The sequence below is a fragment of the Mycobacterium sp. MAA66 genome, assembly GCF_041261665.1.
Taxonomy (GTDB): Bacteria; Actinomycetota; Actinomycetes; order Mycobacteriales; family Mycobacteriaceae; genus Mycobacterium.
Genome location: NZ_JBGCCC010000005.1, coordinates 264,914 through 284,150, shown reverse-complemented (window position 1 = coordinate 284,150; position 19,237 = coordinate 264,914). Strand labels below are relative to the sequence as shown.

Annotated in this window: 22 protein-coding genes; 14 read left to right on the top strand and 8 right to left on the bottom strand. The window is 65.0% G+C overall.

Translation table 11 applies throughout. The features are described 5' to 3' along the window. Positions 1-20 precede the first annotated feature (20 nt). Both ABIA30_RS17675 and ABIA30_RS17670 read left to right on the top strand, forming a co-directional pair. The gene (locus ABIA30_RS17675) at positions 21-464 is read left to right on the top strand and encodes an MmpS family transport accessory protein (protein ID WP_370067643.1); all 444 of its coding nucleotides are present in this window, start codon (positions 21-23) and stop codon (positions 462-464) included. Then, a complete protein-coding gene (locus ABIA30_RS17670) occupies positions 461-3,343 on the top strand; it encodes an RND family transporter (protein WP_370067641.1) in 2,883 nt (960 codons plus the stop codon). Before ABIA30_RS17675 ends, ABIA30_RS17670 begins: the two co-directional genes overlap by 4 nt. 22 nt (positions 3,344-3,365) lie before the next feature. Here the strand turns inward: ABIA30_RS17670 and ABIA30_RS17665 are convergent, their stop codons facing one another. Next, positions 3,366-3,998, bottom strand: coding sequence for an NAD(P)-dependent oxidoreductase (locus ABIA30_RS17665; protein ID WP_370067639.1), 633 nt, complete (start codon positions 3,996-3,998; stop codon positions 3,366-3,368). A 307-nt stretch (positions 3,999-4,305) separates the two neighbouring features. Between ABIA30_RS17665 and ABIA30_RS17660 the strand changes: the two genes are divergently transcribed. The 3 genes from ABIA30_RS17660 to ABIA30_RS17650 all read left to right on the top strand — a co-directional run bounded on the left by ABIA30_RS17660 (position 4,306) and on the right by ABIA30_RS17650 (position 5,440). Next, on the top strand, positions 4,306-4,749 hold the full coding sequence (locus ABIA30_RS17660) for a MarR family winged helix-turn-helix transcriptional regulator (protein ID WP_370067708.1): 444 nt from the start codon (positions 4,306-4,308) through the stop codon (positions 4,747-4,749). Positions 4,750-4,937: 188 nt separating this feature from the next. Continuing rightward, complete coding sequence (locus ABIA30_RS17655; protein ID WP_370067637.1) at positions 4,938-5,207, top strand: hypothetical protein; 270 nt, start codon at positions 4,938-4,940, stop codon at positions 5,205-5,207. Then, positions 5,204-5,440, top strand: a complete 237-nt coding sequence (locus ABIA30_RS17650; RefSeq protein ID WP_370067635.1) for a hypothetical protein — start codon at positions 5,204-5,206, stop codon at positions 5,438-5,440. The genes ABIA30_RS17655 and ABIA30_RS17650 overlap by 4 nt, the downstream gene beginning before the upstream one ends. A 143-nt stretch (positions 5,441-5,583) precedes the next feature. Here the strand turns inward: ABIA30_RS17650 and ABIA30_RS17645 are convergent, their stop codons facing one another. Continuing rightward, positions 5,584-7,566 carry an ATP-dependent DNA helicase gene (locus ABIA30_RS17645; protein WP_370067633.1) on the bottom strand — a complete coding sequence of 661 codons (1,983 nt, stop codon included), beginning with the start codon at positions 7,564-7,566 and terminating at the stop codon, positions 5,584-5,586. Beyond that, positions 7,563-8,834 (bottom strand): nicotinate phosphoribosyltransferase, encoded by a 1,272-nt coding sequence (locus ABIA30_RS17640; protein WP_370067631.1) that lies wholly within the window; start codon positions 8,832-8,834, stop codon positions 7,563-7,565. The genes ABIA30_RS17645 and ABIA30_RS17640 overlap by 4 nt, the downstream gene beginning before the upstream one ends. Before the next feature lie 53 nt (positions 8,835-8,887). Between ABIA30_RS17640 and clpS the strand changes: the two genes are divergently transcribed. From clpS to ABIA30_RS17600, 8 genes are all read left to right on the top strand, one after another. Further along, positions 8,888-9,199: an ATP-dependent Clp protease adapter ClpS gene (clpS, locus tag ABIA30_RS17635; protein ID WP_370067629.1), complete on the top strand. Its 312-nt coding sequence runs from the start codon at positions 8,888-8,890 to the stop codon at positions 9,197-9,199. 4 nt (positions 9,200-9,203) lie between these two features. Beyond that, positions 9,204-9,764 carry a DUF2017 domain-containing protein gene (locus tag ABIA30_RS17630; protein WP_370067627.1) on the top strand — a complete coding sequence of 187 codons (561 nt, stop codon included), beginning with the start codon at positions 9,204-9,206 and terminating at the stop codon, positions 9,762-9,764. Then, positions 9,761-10,795, top strand: a complete 1,035-nt coding sequence (locus ABIA30_RS17625) for a P1 family peptidase (RefSeq protein ID WP_370067625.1) — start codon at positions 9,761-9,763, stop codon at positions 10,793-10,795. The genes ABIA30_RS17630 and ABIA30_RS17625 overlap by 4 nt, the downstream gene beginning before the upstream one ends. Next, on the top strand, positions 10,792-11,445 hold the full coding sequence (locus ABIA30_RS17620) for a rhomboid family intramembrane serine protease (protein ID WP_370067623.1): 654 nt from the start codon (positions 10,792-10,794) through the stop codon (positions 11,443-11,445). Before ABIA30_RS17625 ends, ABIA30_RS17620 begins: the two co-directional genes overlap by 4 nt. A gap of 162 nt (positions 11,446-11,607) precedes the next feature. After that, complete coding sequence (locus tag ABIA30_RS17615; RefSeq protein ID WP_370067621.1) at positions 11,608-12,375, top strand: cyclic nucleotide-degrading phosphodiesterase; 768 nt, start codon at positions 11,608-11,610, stop codon at positions 12,373-12,375. Between the two features lie 26 nt (positions 12,376-12,401). After that, positions 12,402-13,184: a ribonuclease PH gene (gene rph / locus ABIA30_RS17610; RefSeq protein WP_370067619.1), complete on the top strand. Its 783-nt coding sequence runs from the start codon at positions 12,402-12,404 to the stop codon at positions 13,182-13,184. Then, positions 13,177-13,782 (top strand): RdgB/HAM1 family non-canonical purine NTP pyrophosphatase, encoded by a 606-nt coding sequence (gene rdgB, locus ABIA30_RS17605; protein WP_370067617.1) that lies wholly within the window; start codon positions 13,177-13,179, stop codon positions 13,780-13,782. The genes rph and rdgB overlap by 8 nt, the downstream gene beginning before the upstream one ends. A gap of 212 nt (positions 13,783-13,994) precedes the next feature. Beyond that, positions 13,995-14,906: an endonuclease domain-containing protein gene (locus tag ABIA30_RS17600; RefSeq protein ID WP_370067706.1), complete on the top strand. Its 912-nt coding sequence runs from the start codon at positions 13,995-13,997 to the stop codon at positions 14,904-14,906. Positions 14,907-15,011: 105 nt separating this feature from the next. Here ABIA30_RS17600 and ABIA30_RS17595 read toward each other — a convergent pair whose 3' ends face one another. Beyond that, entirely contained in the window at positions 15,012-15,629 is a 618-nt protein-coding gene (locus ABIA30_RS17595) for a TetR/AcrR family transcriptional regulator (protein ID WP_370067615.1), read from the bottom strand. A 56-nt stretch (positions 15,630-15,685) separates the two neighbouring features. On the opposite strand from ABIA30_RS17595, the gene ABIA30_RS17590 reads away from it, so the two are divergent. Then, on the top strand, positions 15,686-16,570 hold the full coding sequence (locus tag ABIA30_RS17590) for a haloalkane dehalogenase (protein ID WP_370067613.1): 885 nt from the start codon (positions 15,686-15,688) through the stop codon (positions 16,568-16,570). Between the two features lie 6 nt (positions 16,571-16,576). Here ABIA30_RS17590 and ABIA30_RS17585 read toward each other — a convergent pair whose 3' ends face one another. The 4 genes from ABIA30_RS17585 to ABIA30_RS17570 are packed head-to-tail and all read right to left on the bottom strand — an operon-like array spanning position 16,577 to position 19,163. Further along, entirely contained in the window at positions 16,577-16,909 is a 333-nt protein-coding gene (locus ABIA30_RS17585) for a DUF3817 domain-containing protein (protein ID WP_370067611.1), read from the bottom strand. Beyond that, complete coding sequence (locus ABIA30_RS17580; RefSeq protein WP_370067609.1) at positions 16,906-17,271, bottom strand: hypothetical protein; 366 nt, start codon at positions 17,269-17,271, stop codon at positions 16,906-16,908. Before ABIA30_RS17580 ends, ABIA30_RS17585 begins: the two co-directional genes overlap by 4 nt. Before the next feature lie 32 nt (positions 17,272-17,303). Beyond that, on the bottom strand, positions 17,304-18,383 hold the full coding sequence (locus ABIA30_RS17575; RefSeq protein ID WP_370067607.1) for an alpha/beta hydrolase: 1,080 nt from the start codon (positions 18,381-18,383) through the stop codon (positions 17,304-17,306). A 3-nt stretch (positions 18,384-18,386) separates the two neighbouring features. Further along, the gene (locus ABIA30_RS17570) at positions 18,387-19,163 is read right to left on the bottom strand and encodes a glucose 1-dehydrogenase (protein ID WP_370067605.1); all 777 of its coding nucleotides are present in this window, start codon (positions 19,161-19,163) and stop codon (positions 18,387-18,389) included. Positions 19,164-19,237: the final 74 nt, after the last annotated feature.

Below are 19,237 nucleotides of genomic sequence, written 5' to 3'. Positions count from 1 at the left end.
GGACGCGAAGTGTCGACTCGATGACCGACTCCAGAACCCGTCGCCTGGCGGATCGCGCGTGGTTGCCCATCCTGGTGATCGCCGTGGTGGTGGTGGCTGCGGTGGCCATCAAATCGCTCCACGGGATCTTCGGTTCCGATGACCGAACTCAAAGTCCGGCAGCGAAATTCGCTATCGTGCAGTTCAACCCGAAGAACATCACCTACGAGGTATTCGGTGATTTCGGAGGCTGGGGCCGGGTGAGCTACTGGAACGTCGACGTCAAACCGGTGGGCCTGGATCTGACGGCGCTGCCGTGGTCACATACCGAAACGACGGTTCTGACTGTGGCCACCGCGGACATCACCGCACAGGTCGCCGGCGGCAATGTCGGCTGCCGGATCACCGTGGACGGCGTCGTACGTTCGGAACACACGGCCACCGGCAACCACGCCGCGGTTTGGTGCCAGGTGCTGTCCGCATGAGTCAACACAGCAGCGAAACCGGCACCTCACAGGGTTGGTCCTACCCGCGATTGATGCGTACCTTCGCGGTGCCCGTCATTCTGGCGTGGTTGGCACTGATGATTACGTTGAATGTCGTAGCGCCACAACTGGAACCGGTGACGGCTGCCAACCGCAGTCCATTGGTGCCGGTGGATGCGCCGTCGTCTCAGGCGCTCATTGAGATCGGCAAAGAGTTTCACGAGTCCGACAGCAACAGCCTGGTGATGGTCATCCTGGAAGGCGACCACAAGCTCGGCGACGCTGACCACGCGTTCTATGCGCAACTGGTCGACAAACTCAAGGCCGACACCACCCACGTCCAATACGTCATGAACCTGTGGGGCGAGGGCACCACCGCAGCGGGCGTGCAGAGCGCCGACGGTAAAGCGGCTTACGTGCTGATCCGCGTCGCCGGTAATCAAGGCTCGACCGAGTCCGACGAGTCCATCCAATCAGTTCGTGATGCCGTGTCCAACACCACATCACCGCCGGGGCTGAAGGTATATGTCTCCGGATCCGCGCCGCTGTCCACCGACATGCTGACCGTCGGCAACGACAGCCTGCTCAAGCTGATGTTCGCGACCATGGTCATCATCACGGTGATGCTGTTGATCGTCTATCGCTCCGTGGTCACGGCGCTGCTGGTGCTGTTCGTCGTGCTGGTAGAGCTGTACAGCGGACGCGGCGTCGTCTCGTTGCTGGTCTTCCACAAGGTATTTGGCATCTCCGTGTTTGCGTCGAACATCCTCGTGTCCCTGATCCTTGGCGCCGGCACCGACTATGCGATCTTCTTGATCGGGCGCTACCACGAAGCCCGCCGCGCCGGCCAAGACCGCGAATCGTCGTATTACATAGCCGTACAGGGTGTTTGGCACGTGATTCTGGGATCGGGCCTGGCGATCGCGGGTGCAACATTCTGCCTGCACTTCACCCGGCTGAACTACTTCAACACCATGGGCATCCCATGCGCGGTCGCGACGCTGACCGCTGTCGCCGCGGCACTCACCTTCGCGCCCGCAGTGCTCGCCGTCGGCAGCCGGTTCGGACTGTTCGAGCCCAAGGGCAAGCCAGGCCATGGCATTTGGCGCAAGGTCGGCACCGTGACGGTGCGCTGGCCCGGACGAATTCTGGTGGCCAGTTGCGCCGTGGTGCTGGTGGGATCGGTGACAATCCCGTCCTATCGCCCGAATTACGACGACCGCATCTACATCAGCGACGACATCCCGTCGAAGGCCGGCTACACCGCCAGCGACAGGCACTTCCCGATCAGCAAGCTCAACAGTGAGATGCTGATGGTCAAGTCTGATCACGACATGCGCAACAGCACCGACATGATCGCCCTGGACCGGGTGGCGCGCAGCATCTTTCACACCCCTGGCGTCGGAATGGTTCAGGGTGTCACCAGACCGCTCGGGACGCCCTTGGAGCACTCGTCGTTCACATTCACCATGGGGACGATGGGCACCAAGATCAAAGAGCTACTCCCGTTCATCACCGACATGAACGACCGGCTGACCAACATGGCCGACGTCACCGACAAGATGATCGCTATCGTCCACCATCAACAGGAGCTCACCTCCCTGCAGTCCGACTCGGCACATGTCGCCCTCGACGCTGCCCAGGGACTCAAGACCGTCGCCGACACGATGCGTGACAACTACGCGAACTTCGACGACTTCTTCCACCCGATGCGCAACTACTTCTACTGGGAGCCGCATTGCGCCGACATCCCGATCTGTTTTGCCATGCGATCACTGTTCGACATGACCGACCAGATCGACCAGATGAGCGACGAGATGCAGAAAAACGTTCAGGCAGCCCAGATTCAGGACGTCGTCACGCCGCAGTTGGTTCAGGTGATCGGCCAGACGGCTGATCAGCTCACGCAGATGAAGCAGATCATCGAGACCGAGCACAGCACAGCCAAGCCCATGCTCACTCAACTCGATGAACTCGGCCGGCAGATGATGGACCTCGGATACGCCTTCGACAGCGCCAAGAACGACGAGTTCTTCTACCTGCCGCCCGACGCGTTCGATAATCCCGACTTCAAGATCGACTTGAAATACTTCATGTCACCGGACGGTCATGCGGCCCGATACCTGATCTACCACGACGGCGAAGCACTCACCCCTGAAGGCATCATCCACGATCGGACGTTCCTGCCCGCAGCCAAGGAGGCACTCAAAGGCACGACCCTGGCCGGTTCGCACGTTTACCTGGGCGGTGCCGCCGCGACCTACTGGGACATTCAGGATGCGACCAAGACCGATCTGCTCATCGCCGCGGTCGCCGCACTGGCGCTCATCTTTCTGGTGATGCTGCTCATCACGCGCAGTGTGGTGGCGGCGACCGTCATCGTCGGCACTGTGGCCTTCTCGTACTCCGGAGCATTCGGGCTGTCAGTGCTCATCTGGCAACACATACTGGGGATTCCGCTGAGTTGGCTGACGCTGCCACTGACTTTCATCATCTTGGTGGCCGTCGGTTCGGACTACAACCTGTTGCTCATCGCGCGCTACCTCGAAGAGAGCAAAGCCGGGCTCAACACCGGATTGATCCGCGCCGTCGCCAACTCCGGCAAGGTCGTCACCACCGCTGGAATGGTCTTCGCGGTCACCATGATGGCCATGCTGTCCAGCGACCTGCTATCTGTGGGACAGTTCGGCGCCACCATCGGTGTCGGTCTGTTACTCGACACCCTCATCGTGCGCTCGTTCATCACGCCGGCCATCGCCCGACTATTGGGCCCGTTCTTCTGGTGGCCCAGGATCATTCGATCCCGGCCGCTGCGGACCCCTGCTCCGGCAGATGCGCGTGCCGCAGCGCGTGACGACGACGGAGTCGTACTCAGATGACCTGCCTATCGTATGCAGCGACCTATTTGGTGTCGGTGACGACGGCGATCTGACGGACGAAGGTGTTCTCCACGGCGGAGTGGAGGAGAAAGTCAGCGACGTTTTCGCGAGAGGTTGAGGGCAGGATCGGCAATGTCGTGACGTCCTCCAGTGCGACCGCGGTGTAGCGATCGGCGCTCCCGTCGTTCAAGGCCCCAGGGTATTGGAGGGTCCACTTCAGGTCGCTGGCTTTCAAGAGCACCTCGGACGAGGCCTTGTCTTCGTATTTCTTGCGCAGCGCAGTGCGAAAAATCAGACGGGCGAGCAGCGATGCCTTAGATAGGGAGTCGCCGACGCCGAACGCGGACACGATCACGAGCCGGTCAACACCCGATGTTTTCGCGGCCGCGATGACGGCACGAACTGTGTCCGTGATGAGCGTTGGCGTTTTGCGGATGCTTTTGACACCGAGCGCGCTGATGACCGCGTCGTGCCCGCGGGCTGCCGCGGTGATGACAGCGGCGTCGGTGACGTCGCCGCTGACGATTCGAGCGCGCGGGTCAACGGTGGCGTCGGTTCGCCGAACGAGGGCAGTGACCTGGTGGCCCTGGTCGAGTGCCTTTTTGACGAAGGTGACGCCGGTACGGCCGGTTGCTCCAAGGACGAGAAACTTCACAGCATTTCACTTTCTATAGAACGAATGACGGGGCGTGTTGGTGGGCGGGCCCGTGTATCTCGGTTGCCGCCCTCTGTTGATAAGTAGTCAGTAACATTGACTACTATTGCCGTTGCATCTGGTACATGTCAAGTGGTGGAAGGTAACTAGCCTCGATCGGCATCGACAATAGTCAATGAGATGTACAATTGTGATTATTTGGCGGCAGTGCTCGTGAGAGCAGCGGGTACGGGTCGGTGAGGGTGCGTGGCGGCGAACGTAGGGTGTGGATTTCGTGGGATCAGGTGGCGATGGAGCCGAGGGTGGCATGGACGACGAGCAGCGGATTGATCTAGGGATGTCGTTGTTCATCCCGTACCGGTACGCCGAAGACCGGATTTTCCGGGCGCTCCAGGACGCCGGATTCGATGACTGGACCCTCGCCCAGTGCCGCGTGTTTCAACGCATCGCCCCGGACGGTTCGCGCCTCACGGACCTTGCTGAACAGGCGCAGATGAGCAAGCAGAGCGCGGGCGTGCTGGTCGATCAACTGGAACGATTGGGTTATGTCCGCCGGGGTCCCGACCCCGTCGATGGCCGCGCCCGATTGATCGTGATCGAGCAACGTGGCCGGCGTGCGATCGAGGTAGCTACGGCAACACTTGACGAGATCCACGCGGAGTGGAGTACCTACCTGGGCACTCGCAACTTCACACTGTTGCAGCAGATCCTGGATCAACTCCGCGAGATCACCGACCCCTACGCGCAGTAACGTGCGCCCAGCGTTTCTTGTATCCCAGCAGACGTCGGGGCAAACACATCTACCGAACGGGATCCGAACAGGACACGCATAGGGTTCAAATCGTGACCGGATCTTGTTAAAAGAGTGACTGGTGTCAAGCATCGTTACCAAAGTGAGTTATCACCTCGGCTGAATCGACCCCACGCGAGGAGCGGGACGTGACTGCGCTGAAGTACCGATGGGTTCTGCGAAGGCCCAGCCAAAAGGTGCCTGTCTACCAGGTGACCAATCGGCTGCGGGCCGGTCGCACCGTGCAGGTGCCAGGTGACGAGATCGCGGCCACCGTGTCGGCCTGGCTGACCGAATTGGGTACGGACAGTCCGCTGGTCGAGGATCTGGCCCGGGCTGTTCGTGCCGGCGATTGGCCGGCTGTGCACGCCATCGGTGATCGGCTGTCGGTGCGGGTAGCGTCGGTTCCGGCCTCATGATCGGGAACCCGACCGAAGCCGAAGTTCATTCGCTGACAACGGAATTCGTCAACTCGGGTTATCGCGGCGCCGAGTACGCCAATTGGCCGATCGAACGGCGCCTCGAGCGTTTCCTGCGCCGGCGCGGACTGGCCCGACATGCCGACAACGGTGACCTGTGCAAGGTCATTCTCGAGCGCTTGATGACCCACCGGCACCACGGCCACGGCGGGAGTCAAGCCGCAACAGTGTGATTGACGGCCGGGCGCACTCGGGTGTGTCGGGTTCGCCTGCGGCACTTGCCGCCCGGCGTTGTCAGCATGTGTTGACATTGTCAGCACATGTTGACAGGTCCCGGTGCGAGTCTTGTCGGGAGACACCGACGGCGGCCGGCCGCTCAGCGCGACGACGCGAGTCGCTCCAGCGCGCTGCGGACCCGCGCGGGATCGGTGGTTGCCCAGTACGGCGGCAGCGACGACTGTAGGAACCCACCGTAACGAGCGGTCGCCATCCGCGAATCCAGGATCGCGATCACCCCGCGGTCATCGACGCTGCGCAACAGGCGGCCGGCACCCTGCGCCAACAACAGTGCCGCGTGCGAGGCCGCCACCGCCATGAACCCGTTGCCTCCCCGCGCCGCGATGGCGCGCTGGCGCGCGGTCAATAACGGATCATCGGGACGCGGGAACGGAATTCGGTCGATGATCACCAATGACAGCGACGGTCCCGGTACGTCGACGCCCTGCCACAGCGACAGGGTGCCGAACAGTGACGTCGCCTCGTCCCCGGTGAACCGGCGCACCAGCGCGGCGGTGGTGTCCTCGCCCTGGCACAGCACTGGGGTGTCCAACCGCTCGCGCATGATCTCGGCGGTGGCCTTGGCCGCGCGCATCGAGGAGAACAAGCCCAGGGTTCGGCCGCCGGCAGCGGTTATGAGAGAAGCGATTTCGTCGAGCTGCTCTGGTGAGGACGCCTCCCGTCCGGGCGGTGGCAGATGTTTGGCGACGTAGAGAATGCCGGACTTGGCGTGGGCGAAGGGCGATCCCACGTCCATGCCCTTCCACTTGGGGGCCGGCGAGTCGGAACCTTCCGGTACTGACAGTCCCCAGTTGCGGGCCATCGATTCGAAACGTCCACCGATGGTCAACGTGGCCGAGGTCAGCACCGCGGTCACCTCGGTGAACAGTCGCGTCCGTAGCAGACCGGACACCGACAGTGGCGCCACCCGAAGAATGGAACGGGTTGTGCCCCTTGATTCGTCGCGGTCGAGCCACACCACGTCGTAGCGGTCGGGAATGGCCGGCACGAACGAGTCGAGCACCCGGGAGGTGGTGTCGCTCAGGTCCGAGAGGGCGGTCACGGCTTCGGTCCGCGCGGCGGCGGCCTTGGGATCGGTGGGCGCGGTGTCGATGGCCATCCGCACCTTGTCGGCCGAATCGCGCAGCGCTGTCAGATAGGTGGCGAGTTCCTCGTCCAGCACATCGATACGGCCGGGGTCGATATCGTGCATGGCCGACGACAATGTCGCCACGCAGGCTTCAAGTCGTTGCGCCAGTTCGGGTTCCACCAGTCTTGCCGCCCGCCGGTGCGCCACGCCCATCGACGTCGCCGACAGCTCACCGGTGGCAACGCTGGTCACCCGGTCGACCAACTCGTGGGCCTCGTCGACCACCAGCAGCTGGTGCTCGGGCAGCACGTTGACTTCGGAGATGGCGTCGATGGCCAGTAGCGCGTGGTTGGTGACGATGATGTCGACAGCGCCGGCCTTGGCGCGCGCCTTCTCCGCGAAGCAATCTTGGCCGTAAGGGCACCGGGTGGCGCCGATGCATTCTCTCGCGCCGACGCTGACCTGCGACCAGGCCCGGTCCAGCACGCCCGGGGCCACCTCGTCGCGGTCCCCGGTCTCGGTGTCCGACGACCACTCGATCAGTCGTTTCACGTCGCGGCCCAGGGCGGACGCGGCTACCGGATTGAACAACTCTTCCTGCGGAAGGTCTTCCTCGGCCGAGCCCCCGCTGTGAACCTTGTTCAGGCACAGGTAATTTCCGCGGCCCTTGAGCAACGCGAACTCAGGCCGGCGGGGCAGGTGCGGGGTCAATGCGTCGGCCAGTCGCGGTAAGTCGCGGTCGACCAGCTGGCGCTGTAGCGCGATGGTCGCCGTCGACACCACCACCGGCTGGTTGGACGCCATTGCGTGCGCGATGGATGGCACCAAGTACGCCAACGACTTTCCGGTGCCGGTGCCGGCCTGCACCGCCAGATGCTCGCCGTGGTCGAAGGCGTAGCCGACCGCCTCGGCCATCTCGATCTGGCCGTCCCGTTCGGCGCCGCCCAGCGCGGTCACTGCGGTCGACAGCAGCGCTGAGACATCGGACGTCACGGGCCCACCCGACGGGTCGGGATGGCTGGCTCGCCGCTGGAGAGCTTCAGGCCGTCCCAGGGCAGGTGCCGCAATCCGGCAGCGACGCGGTCCCGTGCATCGGCCAGTGAAAAGTCGAAGACCGTTGTGCCGGAACGCACCAGTGGCACCGTCAGCTGGCGGCCGTCCACCTCGGGCCGGGCCTCAGCTGGATAGACCACCTCTTCGATGTAGGTTCCGGAAGGCTTGGACACGCGCAGAGCTTCCTTGCGTCCGCCATGAGATTCCTTGTGGCTGCTGCGCTTTGCCACGGGGCGGCCCTCGACCTCGACCAGCTTGTATACGAACGACGCGGTCGGGGCGCCCGACCCGGTGACCACCGAGGTGCCGACGCCGTAGACATCGACCGGCGCCGCCGCCAGCCCGGCGATCGAATACTCGTCCAGATCACCCGAGACGACGATGCGGGTGCCGGTGGCGCCGAGCGCATCCAACTGCGCGCGCACCTGGCGGGCCATCACGCCCAGGTCACCGGAATCGATCCGCACCGCGCCGAGCTCGGGCCCGGCGACCGCCACCGCATTCGCGACCCCCTGGGTGATGTCGTAGGTGTCGACCAGCAGCGTGGTGCCCACGCCCAATGCGTCGACTTGAGCGCGGAACGCGGCCGGCTCGTCGCCGCAACCGGTGTGGAGCAGAGTGAACGCGTGCGCGCTGGTGCCCAGTGCCGGCACTCCGTACGTGCGTTGCGCCTCCAGGTTCGACGACGCGGTGAAGCCGGCCAGATATGCGGCGCGGGCTGCTGCGACGGCGGCCTGCTCATGGGTACGGCGCGAGCCCATCTCGATCAGTGGCCGGCCTGCTGCGGCGTTGACCATCCGGGCTGCCGCCGAGGCGATCGCGCTGTCGTGGTTGAAGATCGACAGCGCCAGGGTCTCCAGGATTACGCATTCGGCGAACGACCCGTGCACCGACAGCACCGGGGATTCGGGAAAGTACAGCTCACCCTCGGGGTAGCCGTCGATGTCGCCGCGGAACTGGTAGTCGGCCAGCCAGGCCAAAGTCGCCGGATCCAGGAAGTCGAGCGAGGCCAGTGCGGCGTCGTCGAATCGGAACTCCGCGAGCGCCGCGACGAACCGCGCAGTCCCGGCGACCACGCCGTAGCGACGTCCGAAGGGCAGTCGCCGGGCGAACACCTCGAACGATGATCGGCGGTGCGCAGTGCCGTCGCGCAGCGCGGCCGCGAGCATGGTCAGCTCGTACTTGTCGGTAAGTAGCGCCGCGGTCACAGCCTTACCGTAGTGGTTCTGTCCGATCACCCCTCCCGGCTATTGTTGAGTTCATGGTTCTGGCCAGCCCCACTGCGCGGACCAGCCCGGCAACTCACGAGGAACAGGCGGTCGAGACTGTCGATCAGCTCGACAGTCCGTGGGTGACGGTCGTCTGGGATGACCCGGTGAACCTGATGTCCTACGTGACCTACGTCTTCCAGAAGCTGTTCGGTTACAGCGAGACGCATGCCACCCAGCTGATGATGCAGGTGCACACCGAAGGCAAAGCCGTGGTGTCTGCCGGCAGTCGCGAGTCGATGGAAGTCGACGTCACCAAGTTGCACGCCGCCGGACTCTGGGCGACCCTCCAGCAGGATCGCTGAGCCGGTGCGCAAGTGGAAGCGGGTGGACACCGCCGCCGGAGTCCGGCTGCGCGCCGCCCTGGAACCGCACGAGGTGCAGCTGCTGAGCAACCTGGTGGGCTCATTGTGCGAGATGCTCGATGATCGCGAGTCATCTACTCCGCAAGACGAACTCGCGCAGCTGACCGGTATCAAGGTCGGTCATTCGCAGGCGCCGGACGATGACACCATGCGCCGGCTGCTGCCGGACTTCCACCGGGACGAGCAGCCCGACGAAAGCCTCAACGGCGCGCTGCGCAGCCTGCATGAGCCGGCCATCATCGAAGCCAAACGGCAAGCCGCCCAGCGGCTTCTGGACACCCTGCCGGCCGGCGGCGGACGGTTGGAGCTGACCGAGGAGGACGGGCAGGCGTGGGCCGGTGCGGTCAATGACGTGCGGCTGGCGCTGGGCACCATGCTTGACGTGGGACCCGATGGGCCAGAACAGCTTTCGTCTGATCACCCGATGGCCGGGCACGCTGAGGTCTACCACTGGCTGACCTACTTGCAGGAGTATCTGGTGCTGAGTCTGATGGACGCCCGGTGACTCACGGCAGCATCACCGACGTCGAGGGCATCTTGGTCGGCAACCACCAGCGGATCGAGGATGCCGCACTCGGCAGCGGCTGGGCCGTGGGCACCACGGTCGTCATCGCCCCTCCCGGCACCACCGGCGGGGTCGACGTGCGTGGCGGAGCGCCCGGCACCCGCGAGACCGATCTGCTCGACCCGGCCAACAGCGTCCGCCACGTCGACGCGGTAGTGCTCACCGGTGGCAGTGCGTACGGACTGGCCGCTGCCGACGGTGTGATGACCTGGTTGGAGGAACACGACCGCGGCGTGAAGATGGCCGGCGGCCGCGTGCCGATCGTGCCCGCCGGAGTGATCTTCGATCTGCCGGTGGGCGCGTGGGCCAACCGACCGACCGCCGAATTCGGATACCGCGCGGCGAGTGCTGCCGGCACCACCGTCGAGTCCGGCACCGTCGGCGCGGGAGTCGGCGCCCGCGCCGGTGCGCTCAAGGGCGGGCTGGGCACGGCGTCGGTCCGACTCGAGAACGGCGTGACGGTCGGGGCCATCGTGGCGGTCAATGCAGCGGGCAACATCGCCGACCCCACGACGGGCCTGCCGTGGTCCGCCGACCAGATCGTGCGCTTCGGTCTCAGGCGGCCGCCACAGGAGCAGATCGAGGCCTACGCGAATCTCAAGAAGGAAGAGCCGCCGCTCAACACCACCATCGCCGTCGTGGCCACCGATGCCGCACTGAGCCCGGCCGGCTGCCGCAAGGTCGCCACCGCGGCGCACAACGGACTGGCGCACACCATCCGGCCGGCGCACACGGCAGTTGACGGAGACACCGTCTTCGCGTTGGCCACCGGAAGGGTCCATGTCGATCCTGACCCCGAGATACCCGAGCAGATGAGTCCGGAGACGGTGCTGATCTCGCAGATCGGAGCCGCGGCGGCCGATGCGTTGGCTACCGCGGTCATGGTCGCGGTGCTGAGTGCGGAGTCGATCGCCGGAATTCCGACCTACCGTGGAGTGATGTCGGGTGCATTCGCGGAGGTGATCACATGAGTGAACTGTCTACCCAGACGTCGCCGAAACCGCCGGCGAAGTGGAAGGTCGGCGCGGTCACCATCGCGCTGTTCGTGGGGCTGCTGTACCTGATCGAGGCGTGGGACTCGGTACATAACCAGGAGCTCAACGCCGACGGTATCCGCCCGCTGGAAACCGACGGTTTGTCCGGCATTTTGTGGGCTCCGTTGTTGCACGCCAACTGGCAGCATTTGTTCGCCAATACCGGCCCGGCAGTGGTGCTGGGTTTCTTGGTGACGTTGTGCGGGCTGGGGCGGTTTGTGGTGGCGACGGCGATCATCTGGATCGGCGGGGGACTGGGTACCTGGTTGATCGGCAACATCGGTGCGCCGCATGGTGTGGAGTCGGTGCACATCGGCGCGTCCGGGCTGATCTTCGGTTGGCTGACCTTTCTGATCGTGTACGGGTTCTTCACCCGGCGGATGTGGCAGATCCTGGTTGGGCTGGCCGTCATGTTGGTCTACGGCGGTGTGCTGTGGGGCATGCTGCCTGGCACTTTCGGAGTGTCCTGGCAGGCCCACACCTGTGGTGCGATCGCGGGGGTTTGTGCTGCGTATGTTGTCAGCGCGCCAGAGCGAAAACGACGTGAACTGCACAAGGGCGGGCAGCTGCCGAGGCTCCAACCCTGATTTGCTGAATTTGCACGATCCCGCACAAACAACACTCAATGGGTGTAGCGCGGCCCTCACGGCACTGTGGCGCGTCACCTTGTTTTCTGTGAATCGTGAAACTGGTCGCCGAAAGGTGCGGTCTTTTCGTCACAGGCGATAACGACGTGGCAAGCTAGGGGCGTGCGCCTTACCATCCTCGGATGCTCCGGCAGTGTGGTCGGGCCGGATTCTCCGGCATCGGGCTACCTGTTGACCGCACCTGACACTGCGCCGATGGTGATCGACTTCGGCGGTGGCGTACTCGGCGCGCTGCAGCGTCATGCCGACCCCGGCGATGTGAACGTCTTGTTGTCGCACCTGCATGCCGACCACTGTCTGGATCTCCCGGGACTGTTCGTCTGGCGTCGCTATCACCCGACCCCGCCGGTCGGCCGCGCGCTGCTCTACGGACCGTCGGACACCTGGCAACGAATGGGTGCGGCGTCTTCGCCCGAGGGCGGGGAAATCGATGACATCTCTGACATCTTCGAGGTGAACACCTGGGTGGACGGCCAGGCCGTGGCGGTCGGCGCGTTGACCGTCACGCCGCGCGCGGTGTGTCACCCGACCGAGTCGTATGGCATGCGGTTCGCCGATCCGTCCGGTGCGACGCTGGTCTACTCCGGCGACACCGGCTACTGCGATGCGCTGATCGACCTGGCGCGCGGTGCCGACGTGTTCTTGTGCGAGGCATCGTGGACCGAGTCGCCGGACCGTCCGCCCCGGCTGCATCTGTCGGGTGCCGAAGCCGGCCGGGCCGCCCGCGAGGCCGGGGTCGGTGAACTGTTGCTGACCCACATTCCGCCGTGGACCTCTCGCGAGGATGTGATCAGCGAGGCCAAGGCCGAGTTCAACGGACCGGTGCATGCGGTGGTGTGCAACGAGTCGTTCGACATCACCCGCGGGTAGCGATCGCAGCCCGCTAGGGTTGTCGGGTGTCCAGACGTGAAGACGGTCGCCTTGACGACGAGCTCCGCCCGGTAAAGATCACCCGAGGTTTCACCAATCACCCGGCAGGGTCGGTGTTGGTGGAGTTCGGCCAGACGCGGGTCATGTGCACGGCCTCGGTGTCCGAGGGTGTGCCGCGCTGGCGCAAGGGTTCCGGGTTGGGCTGGCTCACGGCCGAGTACGCGATGCTGCCGGCCGCTACTCATGACCGCTCGGACCGCGAATCGGTGAAGGGCCGCGTCGGTGGGCGGACCCAGGAGATCAGCCGGTTGATCGGCCGCTCACTGCGGGCATGCATCGACCTGAGTGCGTTGGGCGAGAACACCATTGCCATCGACTGCGACGTGCTGCAGGCCGACGGTGGTACCCGCACCGCGGCGATCACCGGCGCCTACGTCGCACTGTCCGATGCGGTGACTTATCTGGCGGCGGCCGGCCGGCTGAAGGATCCGCAGCCGTTGTCCTGCGCGATCGCCGCGGTGTCAGTCGGTGTGGTCGACGGCCGGGTGCGTACGGACCTGCCGTACGTCGAGGACTCGCGCGCCGAGGTCGACATGAACGTCGTCGCCACAGACACCGGGACGCTGGTCGAGGTACAGGGCACCGGCGAGGGGGCGACCTTCCCGCGCTCGACGCTGGACAAGTTGTTGGATGCCGCGCTGGCTGCGTGTGATCAATTGTTCGCGCTGCAACGCGAGGCGCTGGCCGAGCCCTACCCGGGCGAACTGCCCGAGCCGTCGGGGCCGCCCAAGAAGGCGTTCGGTGCCTGAGCTTCTGGTCGCCTCACGCAACTCGAAGAAGCTCCGTGAACTGCAGCGTGTGCTGGAGGCTGCCGGGATCACGGGCCTGACGCTGCTGTCGCTGGACGACGTGCCCGCCTACCCCGAAGCGCCCGAGACCGGGGCCACGTTCGAGGAGAACGCCTTGGCCAAGGCTGCGGACGGGTATGCGGCCACCGGAATTGCTTGTGTCGCAGACGATTCCGGCGTTTCGGTCGATGCGCTGAATGGCATGCCGGGGGTGTTGTCGGCGCGCTGGGCGGGCCGACACGGCGACGACACGGCGAACTTGGAACTGCTGCTGGGACAGCTCGGTGATGTGCCCGACGAACGGCGCGGCGCGGCTTTCGTGTCGTGCTGCGCGTTGGTATCGGCGGCCGGGTCGACGGTGGTGCGCGGCGAGTGGCCGGGAGCTATCGCGCGGGCGCCCCGCGGGTCGGGCGGCTTCGGTTATGACCCGATTTTCGTGCCGTCGGGCGGTTCGGTGTCTGCGGCGGAGCTGACGCCCGCGGAGAAGGACGCCGCGTCGCATCGGGGCCGCGCGCTGGCGCAGTTGGTGCCGGAGTTGAGGGAGTTGGCGGGCGGTTAGCGGTCGCGGTCGGCGGTCGGTGGTCGAAGTGCCCGCCGCTGTGCGACAACTGGGGTTGCGGTGCCCACCGAGATCCGCCAGACCAACTGCACGGCGAGTTTCTGGCCGTTTTTCCGCCGCCCAGTTGGTCTCGATGGCGCTGAGGCGAGTTATTCACAGCTGCTATGGACTTGGGCTGGTCGGCTCGACGACCTGTTGGGCACGCTTTGGTGATGGGGGAGCCATTCATCGGGAGTGAGGCGTTGTCAGCGGGGCGTCTGACTCGGCATCAGTTGCGGACGAGTTTCGTGGCCGTGCACAAGGACGTTTACGTGCCGAGAGGTACGAGGCCCACCGCGATTACCCGGGCGAAGGCGGCATGGCTGCGATCCAAACGCAGGGGTGTGCTCGCTGGTTTCTCGGCGGCCGCGTTGCACGGGGCCAGGTTCGTCGGGCCCGAGGTTCCTGCCTGCGTCATGGACCGCTATTGCCGCCCGACGCGTGGTGTCGTCGTATGGGAGGACACACCGGATGATGACGAGACCTGCTTGATCGGTGATATGCGACTGACTACTCCGTTACGTACCGCTGTTGATTTGGCACGAAAATATCCGGAGGACGTTGCAGTCGCTGCGATCGATGCGTTGGCTCGCGCCGCGCGGTTGACGGTGGCTGATATCGAGGTGGCAGCGGCGCGCCACCGAGGACAGCGGGGCATTCTCCAGGCGCGGAAGACCATTGCGCTTGTCGACGCAAAATCGGAATCGCCTCGGGAAACGGCGTTGCGGCTGTTGATCATTCGGGCGGGGCTCGCTAAACCGGAGAGCCAGTACCCGATTTGCAACGAGTACGGAGCGCTGATCGGGGTTGTCGATTTCGCGTGGCCGGAGTTGAAGATCGCCATTGAGTACGAGGGTGTGCATCACACCGATCCAGATGAGGTTCGCCGGGACATCGCAAGGATCGAGAGCATGGTCGAGGTTCGTTGGCTCGTCGTTCGGATCACGGCGCGCGATCCGGCGGGAGTGATCCTGCGGCGGATCCTGAACGCACGGGCATCCCGCGGCGCGGTTGACGAGGCGGCGTGGCATTTTTCGCGGGATGAAATGGAAAAGCTGTGGCCCACCGAGGTTCGGGCTTCGTAGCCTGGATGCACCGTTGCCAGACCAACTGCACGGCGATTTTCGGGCCGTATTGCCGCCCTCCGGTTGGTCTCGACAGCCAGTCTGCCCGCGATTCGTAGCGGGCCCTCAGTCGTTGCTGTTGCGTCCGTTGGTGTCGGCCAGGTAGCCGTCGATGAAGTCGTGTAGTGCCGGGGCCAGGTTGGCGACGCCGGCGTCATTCAGTTTCGCCAGCAGGATGATGCCTTGATACTGCGCCAGTAGGGCGTGTGCGAGTTGCGCGGGATCGGTGCCCGGTCGCAGGGCGCGGGCTACCTGTGCTTCGTGGCAGATGAGCGCGAGGTGATGCTCCATCGCCCCCAATGTTCGCGCGAGGTGCTCGCGTAGGTCGTCGTCGGTGGTGGAGAGTTCGGCCGCGAAATTGCCGAACGGACAGCCGACTGCGCGGCCGAATTGTGCTTCGAGGGCGGACTGGATGACGCCGATGGCATCGGGCACCGCGTGCAGTTTCTGCGCCGGCGTCGCTGTGGGGGAGCTGGCCAGCTGCCGCGCGAACACGGCGGCGTGTTGGTCGATAACCGCTTTGCCCAGTTCGGATTTCGACGAAAAGTAGTGGTAGAAGCTGCCTTTCCGGATATCGGCCGCACGGCAGAGTTCGTCGACGCCGACCGCTTGATAGCTGCGCTCCAGGAAGAGCCGGGCCGCGGTCGACACCAGGCGTTCGCGGGCGTCGGAGCTTCGGGGCACCTGTGAAGGTTAGGTAATAGTTGACCGGTCGGTCAACTCGTGGCTAAGTTTGCGCCATGGCTGCTGAGGTTTTCCGCACTCCCGATGACCGCTTCGCGAACCTGCCGGGTTATGACTTCGCCCCGAACTATGTCGATGTCGACGGCTTACGGATGCACTATCTGGATGTAGGCCCGCGCGACGGCAGACCGATCGTGTGCTTCCACGGCGAGCCGAGTTGGGCCTACCTCTACCGCAAGATGATCGGGCCGTTCACCGATGCCGGGCACCGGGTGATCGTGCCCGACTTCGCCGGCTTCGGCCGGTCCGACAAGCCCACCGATCGGCGTTGGTACAGCTATGACCGGCATACCGAATTGGTGACGCGGGTGCTGGGCGGTCTGAATCTGAGCGACGCCATTGCCGTGGTGCAGGACTGGGGTGGGCCGATCGGCTTGCGCTGGGCGGTGGAGAACGCCGATCAGGTTGGCGCGCTGGCGATCTTCAACACCGGACTGTTCACCGGCCGGGTCTCCAAGGGCTTTATGGCATGGCGGGATTTCGCCGAGAAGAACCCCGATCTGCCGGTCGGCTTCGTCATCCAGGGCGCCACCGCAACCGAGCTCGCGCCCGAGGTGGTGGCCGCCTACGACGCGCCCTTCCCGAATGTCGAATCGAAGGCCGGCGCAGCCCAGTTCCCGCTTCTGGTGCCCACAACCGAGGAGGCAGTCGGTGCCACCGAGATGCGTGCCGTCACCGACGAATTGTCACGCTGGCGTAAGCCGGCCTTGGTGGCGTTCTCCGACCAGGATCCGGTGTTCCCGTATCCCCGTGCGGGAGAAGCTTTTTGCGAGCTGATCCCGACCGCGGGTGAGCAGATCCGAATCGAGGGCGCCTCACACTTCCTGCAAGAGGACAAAGGCGAGAGGCTTGCGGTCGAGGTACTCAAGCACCTCGGTTGAGTGGCCTCAGAGGTCGAAGCGCTTCTTGACGTCCTCGGTGCGGAAGTGCTCGACGATGATGCCGAGCAGCGGAATGGTGCCGGCGAACAGGGTGCCGATGGTTTGGCCGATCGGCCAGCGCACCTTCACTGCCAGGTTGAAGGTGGCCAGCAGATACGCGAAGTACACCCAGCCGTGCACGATGCCGATCCAGTTCAGGCTGGCGTCGTTGAACATGTAGTGCATGACCAGCTCGTAGCACAGTGCGATCAGCCAGATGCCCGTCGCCCACGCCATGACGCGGTAAGGGATCAGCGCCTTGCGCACGGAATCCTTGGAGACGGCTTGCGGCTCGGTCATGTGGTGGTCCTGTCTTGTTTGTCGTCCTTCGCCAGGGCAGCGAGGTAAGCGTTGTATTCGGCCATCTCTGGGTCTGTTTCGGTCGCGGCAGCCGGGCGTTCGGGCAGCAGGCCCGAGGGGATTTCGGTCACCTCGTCCGTCGACGGTGCAGGCGGAGCGTCTTCGTAGCGCACGAATTTGTAGTACGCGTAGAAGCAGAATGCGCCGAACATCGGCCATTGCAGCGCGTAGCCCAGGTTCTGGAAGGTGCCCGAGTTCGACTGGAATCGGGACCACTGCCACCATGCCAGGCCCAGGCAGCCCAATGCGGCGAGGGTCACCAACGCGATGAGCGCCGGCCTCCTACGCCGTGTAGTGGACATAGGGCAACGGTACCGCGCAGGTGGAGGGGTAGTCAGTGGCGAGGGGTGGCCAGCGACTCGGACAGTCGGTCGAGCAAGACCTCTCGCGGGGCGCGGGACCAGGTGAATCCGACATGACCGGTGTTGAACGTCTGCACGTGGCTGTGGCGCCACGCTTCCGCCGTGGCCTCCGACTGTTCGACCGGGATCAACCGGTCGGCTCGTGCCACGAACAGCGAACGGTGCTCGGCCGGGACCACCGACGGCAACGCGAGCGGCGAGATGACGGTGAACGCCTTGCGGGCGTCGTCGCTGCTGATCACCTCGTGGTACTGCACCGGGGGTCCGTGGTGGTCCAGCAGTGCCGGCACGTCGTTGAACGGCAGGGCTGCGACGACGGCGTCGAGCGGTTCGATCCCGGCCAGCAGGGTGGCCAGGAATCCGCCTAGCGAAATGCCATAGGTGCCGACCGGCGCGTCGGTGGTGCTGCGGAGCCAGCTCACCAGTCGCCGGACGTCCCAGACGGCCTGGGTGATGCCGTGGATCACGGCCATCAGATCCAACGACAGCAGCTGCGCGTCACCGGATTGTCTGCGCGGGCCATGCAGGGGCGCCACGGGCAACGCCACATTGAAGCCGAGTTTGGTGTGCAGGTGGGTGGCCCACGTCGCGGCCAGGTCGAAACGGTTCGAGCCCATGCCGAACCCGTGCAGGCACACCACCCATGGGGCGGACGAGTCCTGATGGCGCAGCAGTCTGACCGAGACGGTGTCGTTGAAGTTGTTCGGGGGCCAGCGGTCAGCACCGGGTTCTATTGCGCGCGGGTGGAATTCGGACGCGAACGTCATCGTCTCGTGCGACAGTGGCCACCCGCTGCCGCCCCATTGCAGGACCTCGCTGTCGGCGAGCGGGGGCGGCGTGCGGTGATAGGTAGCCGGTTCGTCCAGCCAGCCTTCCTCTGCGAAAAGCTTTGCCGCTTGGGCCATATCGATCGCAGCGGTGTGCGCGGCGTCGGGCGGCGCGGTCCTCGGCTGGATATTGCGGATGACGGCCAGCACCGCTTCGTCGACGGCGACGTGCGGTGCGGTCGTCATCCACCGCAACAGGTTGGGGTGAACTGAGAGCGCGGTCATGGATTACTGACCCATGACGTATTTCACCGTGGGCCCGGCCGTCCAGCCGCCGTCGACGGCGATCTCCGCGCCGGTGACGTAACTCGCGGCGCTGGACAGCAGATAGCTGACCGCGCCCGCGATTTCATCGGCTTCGCCGACGCGGCCCATCGGGGTGTTGGGGTAGTTGCCCTCGCCCTGGACGATTCCGACCTGGGCGGTCATCGGCGTGTAGGTCATGCCGGGGTGCACCGAGTTGACCCGGATGCGGTCTGGGCCCAGTTCCACGGCGGCAATCTTGGTCAGGCCGCGCACGCCCCACTTGGAGGCGCCGTAGCCGGCGGTGAGGGCCAGGCCCATCAGCCCGGCGGCCGAGGAGATGTTGACGATCGAGCCACCGCCGGCGGCGCGCATCGGGGTGATCACGGCCTGCATGCCGTTGAATACGCCGACCAGATTGACCTCGAGGACGGTGCGGAAGTGGTCCACCGGCTCGTGCTCGAGGAACTGTCCGGTGGAGATGCCGGCGTTGTTGACCAGGCCGTTGAGGGCGCCGAATTCGTGGAGGGTGAGCTTGACCGCCGCGTCCCATTGCGCCGCATCGGTGACGTCGAGGTGGGCGTAGCGCGCGTTGGCGCCGAGCTCCGCGGCCAGTTCGCTGCCTTCGTCATCAAGCACGTCGGCGATGACGACCTTGCCGCCGCCGGCGACGATGTGCCGCGCGAAGGAGGCGCCGAGGCCGCGCGCGCCGCCTGTGACGATGGCGACCACGTCTGCCAGGTTTGCCGAGTTTGCTTGCATGTCAGGACCTTCCATTGCACATCATTGAGCTCGGGCGGGTGGGCCCGTATTTCTGGAGGTGAGGCAATCACGTC